General features: G+C 72.3%; 5 protein-coding genes. 1 reads left to right on the top strand and 4 read right to left on the bottom strand.

Going from position 1 to position 6000, the window contains the following annotated elements:
• The first annotated feature begins 6 nt into the window (after positions 1 to 6).
• The gene (locus AKI01S_RS37480; protein ID WP_067829116.1) at positions 7 to 783 is read left to right on the top strand and encodes a peptidoglycan recognition protein family protein; all 777 of its coding nucleotides are present in this window, start codon (positions 7 to 9) and stop codon (positions 781 to 783) included.
• A gap of 184 nt (positions 784 to 967) precedes the next feature.
• Here the strand turns inward: AKI01S_RS37480 and AKI01S_RS37475 are convergent, their stop codons facing one another.
• From AKI01S_RS37475 to AKI01S_RS37460, 4 genes are all read right to left on the bottom strand, one after another.
• On the bottom strand, positions 968 to 1186 hold the full coding sequence (locus AKI01S_RS37475; protein ID WP_067829113.1) for a DUF2277 domain-containing protein: 219 nt from the start codon (positions 1184 to 1186) through the stop codon (positions 968 to 970).
• 163 nt (positions 1187 to 1349) lie between these two features.
• Positions 1350 to 1574, bottom strand: coding sequence for a hypothetical protein (locus AKI01S_RS37470; RefSeq protein ID WP_067829110.1), 225 nt, complete (start codon positions 1572 to 1574; stop codon positions 1350 to 1352).
• Positions 1575 to 1800: 226 nt separating this feature from the next.
• On the bottom strand, positions 1801 to 3312 hold the full coding sequence (locus AKI01S_RS37465) for a M28 family metallopeptidase (protein ID WP_067829107.1): 1512 nt from the start codon (positions 3310 to 3312) through the stop codon (positions 1801 to 1803).
• 64 nt (positions 3313 to 3376) lie between these two features.
• On the bottom strand, positions 3377 to 5797 hold the full coding sequence (locus AKI01S_RS37460) for a M4 family metallopeptidase (protein WP_245681937.1): 2421 nt from the start codon (positions 5795 to 5797) through the stop codon (positions 3377 to 3379).
• Positions 5798 to 6000: the final 203 nt, after the last annotated feature.

Here is a 6000-nt window from a genome sequence, read left to right as displayed (position 1 = left end):
CCCGCCATGTCCGACACCCCCCGCCTTCACCGCCGCGGACTCCTCCTCGGCGCCGCCGCGGTGACCGGCGGCGCCGTCCTGGGCACGCTGCCGCTCACCCCCCGCGCGGCCCGGGCCGCGACCGGCGGCCACGCGCCCCGCGTCCACACCCGCGCCGACTGGGCGGCCCGCCCGCCGAAGGCCCCCGCGACCGTGCTCGCCAAGGCCCCCGACCACATCGTCGTGCACCACACCGCCTCGGAGAACTCCACGGACTACTCGCTGGAGCACGCGTTCGGCCTGTCCAGGGCCATCCAGAACTTCCACATGGACGACAACGGCTGGGACGACACCGGCCAGCAGCTCACCATCAGCCGCGGCGGCTTCCTCATGGAGGGCCGCAACCGCAGCCTGGAGGCGATCGCCGCCCGCCAGCACGTGATGGGCGCCCAGACCCTCGGTCACAACGACCACACGATCGGCATCGAGAACGAGGGCACCTACCTGACCGAGACGCCCACCAAGCACCTGTGGCTCAAGCTCGCGGTCACCTGCGCCTGGCTGTGCGAGACCTACGACCTGGACCCGTTCGAGGCCATCGTGGGCCACCGCGACTACGTCGCCACGGCCTGCCCCGGCGACCGGCTCTACGAGATGCTCCCGGCCCTCCGCATCATGGTCGCGGGCATCATGGAGCTCACGACGTCCCCCGACCGCGAACTGCACACGCCGCGCCGGGGCCCCTTCCCCGCGCCCCGCACCCGCTTCGACCACGGCCCCGCCGCCGCCCCCGGCGAGCGCTGAGGTTCCACCTCGATCGGCACCGGGCGTCCGGCGGGCCCTCCAGCCGGGCGTCCGGCGCGGGTGCCGGCCGGGCGCGCGGTCGCACGCTCGTGCCCCGGCCAGCACCCGCCGACCTCGGGGCACGCCTGCTCAGGCGCGGACCGCCATTCGGCCGGGACGGCGCCGTCCGGTGACCCGGCCCGGGTCAGGCGGTGCGGCGACCGCGGACCTCCAGGGTGGCCAGGAGCCTCGCGGTCGCCTCGGCTATCTCGTCCACCGCCTGCTCGAACGCCTCCGCGTTGTGCGCGGCGGGCGCGCGGAAACCCGAGATCTTGCGGACGTACTGGAGCGCGGCGGCGCGGATGTCCTCGTCGGTGACGGCCTCGGCCATCGGCGGGCGGAGGGTCTTGATGCTGCGGCACATGCGTCCAGTGTGACGCGCGCCACCGACAAAAAATGCGACCCCCGGCGCCGAGGACGTGCGCCGGGGGTCGGGCGAGGGGCGGTTTTTCTCAGGGAGCTTCGGGAGCTGATCCGGCCGTACGGGGCGGGCCGAGAGTCACCCCGTACGGCCGTTCAGGTTCGGGTCACCCGTACGAGCCTCCGGGAGCGGAGAGACCGTACGAGCCGCCGGGGAGCAGGCCGTAGGAACCGTCGGCCAGCAGGCCGTAGGAACCGCCCGCGAGCACGCCGTAGGAACCGGTGGGGCCGAGGCCGTAGGAGCCCTCCTCCGCGCCGGCGGAGGAGGCGGACAGGGCGAGGCCGAGAGCGGCGGCCGCCGCCGCGATCCCAAGCAAGATCAGTCGTTTCATCTGTTGCTCCTTCCCGGCGGACAGGCCGTGGGTGGGCCGCGTCCGCTGTGCCCGGTGCGGGGGTGGACACGTGGCGGGGGGTCGGGTTCGTCCGGACCGGCCGATCAGAGTGGACCACGGGGGTCGCGGAACGGGCAATGAATCCATCCGCGACTGGATTTTCAATTCCGGCCGAGGTGGCCCTGAAAATTCTGAAAGACCGGTCCGAACTGGGATGATACGACGGTCAGGACCTGGTGATCGTGAGGTTGTCGAGGCCCGCTTCAACAAGGCTTCCGGTTCCGGCGTCGGCCGCGTCGACCAGGACGCGGACCTGCTGGCCCGCGAACGACGACAGGTCGGCGGTCGCGGTCTGCCAGCTCGCGGAGCGGTTGGCCGCCGAGCCTGCCTGGTTGAGGACGGTGGTGGTGCCGTTCGGGCCGACGACGCGGACGCGCAGGTAGTCGGTGCTGGAGGCGTTGTTCAGGTGCCCCAGGTACCAGGAGACCGACAGCTTCAGCGTCCCGGTCGGCAGGGTGATCGGGGCCGACTGGATGCTGGTGACGCCGCCGTCGATGTCGTTGGCCCCCGGGTCGCCGCCGGCCGCCCCGGTGACGAGGCTGCCGGTGCCGCCCTGCGGGGCGAGCTGGAGCGCGGTGCCGCTGTAGGTGGTGGCCTGCGCCTGGCCGCGTTCGAACCGTCCGGAGGTGGCGGTGTCGGAGCCCGCCGGGTTCGCGGTCCAGCCCTTGTCGGTCTCGAAGTCGTCGCTGTACACGGTCTCGCCGGGCGGTGTGCCGCCCTCGCCGCCGAGCGTCCACACCGCGTACGCGATGGCGTCGGAGTTGCGGTCCAGCGCGGTGTCGTTGATGTTGCTGATGGTGTCGCAGGAGGAGTGGTAGCAGCGGTCGTACGCCTGCCCGGCCGTGCCGCCCCACATCTGCGCCTCGGCCGTGGTCTTGCGGCCCTCCGCGCCGGTGAACAGGCCGCCCGCCGGGATGCCGCGCCGGATGAACGGCCCGTAGTCGGAGCGCCCGTCGAACGCGGTGTCGCGCACCGGCACGTTGATCGAGGTGAAGTACGCGCGCAGCGTGTTCTCGATCTGGGCGGAGCCCGCCGGGCCGCCGCTGCCGCTGGAGCCGTCGCCGTCGTAGGCGAAGTAGCCGGGGTTGGGCGAGCCGACCATGTCGAAGTTCAGATAGCCCTTGATCTTCGACAGCTCGGTGCTCGGCAGGTTGTTGACGTAGTACGTGGAGCCGATCAGGCCGAGCTCCTCGGCGCCCCACCAGGCGAACCGCAGGTGCTTGGTCGGCTTGAGGGCCGCGCGGGACACCGCCAGGGCGGTCTCCAGGATCGCGGCGGAGCCGGAGCCGTTGTCGTTGATGCCGGGCCCGGAGGTGACGCCGTCCAGGTGCGCGCCGGTCATCAGGACCTGGTTGGCGTCGCCGCCGGGCCAGTCGGCGATCAGGTTGTAGCCGGTCGCGCCGTTGTAGGTGAACGACTGGATCGTCGTCTGGTACCCGGCCGCGTCGAGCCTGCCCTTCACGTAGTCGAGCGAGGCGCGGTAGCCGGGGCGGCCGTGGGCGCGGTTGCCGCCGTTGTTGGTGGCGATCGTCTGGAACTGGTTCAGGTGGGCCTTGACGTTGGCCAGCGGGATGTCGGGGGGCGCCGCGACGGTGGAGGGTGCGGCGGTGGCGGGGGCGCCGAGCAGCCCCGCCAGCAGGGCGGCGGCGCCCGTGGCGGCCAGGATGCGTCTTCTCACGGTCTTCTCCGAGCAGGAGGGCCCGGGCCCGGCGAGGCACGCGCCGGGCCCGGACGGCGGGGGATCAGGAGTTGGTGATCTTCACGTTGTCGACGCCGCCCTCGACGAGGCTGCCGGTGCTCGCGTCGGCGACGTCCACGACGATCCGGACGCTCTGCCCGGCGAAGGACGACAGGTTGTAGGTCGCGGTCTGCCAGGTCGCGGAGCGGTTGGCGGCCGAGGCGGCCTGGTTGAGGACGGTGGTGGTGCCGTTCGGGCCGACGACGCGGACGCGCAGGTAGTCGGCGCTGGAGGCGTTGTTCAGGTGGCCCAGGTACCAGTGGAACGTCAGCGTGCTGGTGCCGCTCGCCGGGACGCTGATCGCCGGGGACTGGACGCTGGTGACGCCGCCGTCCACGTCGTTGGTGCCCGGGTCGCCGCCGGACGCGCCGGTCACCAGGTCGTAGGAGCCGGCCTGCGGGGCGAGCTGGAGCGCGGTGCCGCTGTAGGTGGTGGCCTGCGCCTGGCCGCGTTCGAAGCGCCCGGAGGTGGCGGTGTCGGAGCCGCCCGGGTTGACCGTCCAGCCCTTGTCGGTCTCGAAGTCGTCGGCGAAGACGGTGCCGCCGGGCCCGCCGGAGCCGACCGTCAGCGTGAACGTCGCGGTGCGGTCCACGCTCGCGCCGTCACCGAGCACGGTGATCGTGTAGGTGCCGTTCGGGGTGCCCGCCGGAACGGTGACGGTCATCGTGGACGACTGCCCGGAGGTCACCGACGCGGGGGAGAACGACGCCGTCGGACCGGACGGGTTGCTGGTCGCCGACAGGGCGACCTGCTGGGCGCTGCCGCCGGTGGTCTGGGTGTTCACGGTCACGGTGGCCGAGCCGCCCGGCTGGACGGTGCCCGACGTCGGGTTCAGCGACAGCGAGAAGTCGTTCTGCTGGGTGCCGCAGGACGCCTCGCCGGACTGCGCCGGGACGCTGACCGCCGCCCACGCGGCCTTCACCGCGTTGCACTCGGTGGCCGAGCCGGGGAACAGCTGGATCGCGGCGTTGACCGTCTCGACCCGGGCGCGGGCGTGGCTCCACGCGGTGACCTTGCGCAGCAGGCCGCCCATGAAGATCTTGCCGGCCTTCTCGATGCCGATGCCGGTGACCGTCGAGCCGTTGCAGGTCGGGCTGGTCGGCTTGCCGCCGCCGGGGTTGGAGCCCTCGGCCAGCAGGTAGAACCAGTGGTTCTGCGGGCCGGCCGCCGCGTGCACCTCGGTGCTGGGGATCGAGGAGGAGTAGCAGTTCGGGTCGCCCTCGGCCGACGGGTTGTACATGTTGCGGATCTCGCCGCTGCCGACCAGGTCCACTTCCTCGCCGACCAGGTAGTCCGGCGGGTCGAGGGTGGCGGGCTCGTTGGTGAAGTGCTCGGTGAGCGCGCCGAAGATGTCGCCGGCGCTCTCGTTCATGCCGCCCTTCTCGTTGCCGTTGCCGCCCCCGGAGCCGCCCGGCGTGAACTGGAAGATGCCGTGGCCGTACTCGTGGGCGACCACGTCCATGGCGGTGGCCTGCTTGGTGCCCGCGCTGTTGCGGCCGAAGTTGGTGTAGCTGCCGTTCCAGTAGGCGTTCGCCTGGTTCAGGCCGACGCGCATCGGGAAGGCGTTGCCGTTGCCGTCGAAGCCGTTGTGGCCCAGCCAGGACCGGAGCATGTCCCATTCCTTCTGCGCGGCGTACATGCCGTCCACGCAGGCGGTCTCCAGGTCGGTGCCGCTGCCGTTGCCCCACGCGCTGTCGGGGCCGGTGAAGGTGGTGCCGCTCTGGTTGCCGCACCGCAGGTTGGGCCGGGTGGGGTCGGCGATCGACGTCGGCTGGGTGGTGATGTCGACGGTGCCGTGGTAGTGGCTGCGGTCGTCGGCGACGGGGGTGACCTCGTCCCACTTCTCGGCGACCTTGCCGTTGTCGGCGTCCACGTAGACGTGCAGCCTGGCCGGCTTCTTCTGCAGCGTGCCGGTGACGACGACCTCGTAGACGAGGCGTCCGGTGCCCTCGGCGAGCACCGTCAGCTTCGGCGCGGACGCGCTGTCGACCTTGGTGACCTGGCCCTTGGCGACCTTCGTCGCCCGCGCGGCGGGCAGCGACGGCGTGGTGTCGACGTCGAGCTTCTTCGACTGGGCGACGCTGGTGCCGAGCACCGCGCCGCTGGCGTTGGTGACCACGACGAAGTCGCCGCCGTAGACGGGCAGCCCGTCATAGGTGCGCTCGTAGGAGACGTACTGCAGGCCGCCCGCGCCGGAGACGACGCCCTTGCGGACGACCTTCTCCTCGGGCGCCTTCTTGAACGCGGCCGGCTTGGCGACGACCAGCCGGTCGGCGGAGGCCGCGGCCACCGTCCTGGGGTCGGGACGGGCCGGAGCGGGCGGCGCGGCTGCCTGGGTGGGCGCGGCGGCGACCGGCGCGGCCAGCGCCGCGACGAGGCCGGCGGCGGTGACCGCCGCCGCCCCGAGCGCGGTGGGGGATCTCACGGGGTTGCTCCTTCTGCACGGCCGGACGCCCGCCGCCAGGGCGCGGTGCTCCTTGTGGGAGACGGTCGCGCCGGGCGGGAACCCGACGTTGACGGGGGTGATGCGGGGCAAAACCGCTCATCCGGACGAGCTATGCAGAAGTAGACCCCTGTGGCCGCTATGCGGCAATGAATCCATTCACGACTGGATTTTCAATTTTCCCC

This window comes from Actinomadura kijaniata NBRC 14229 (genome assembly GCF_001552175.1).
Classification (GTDB): domain Bacteria; phylum Actinomycetota; class Actinomycetes; order Streptosporangiales; family Streptosporangiaceae; genus Spirillospora; species Spirillospora kijaniata.
The sequence above is the reverse complement of the archived record's forward strand: the minus strand, read 5'-3'. Positions and strand labels throughout refer to the sequence as shown.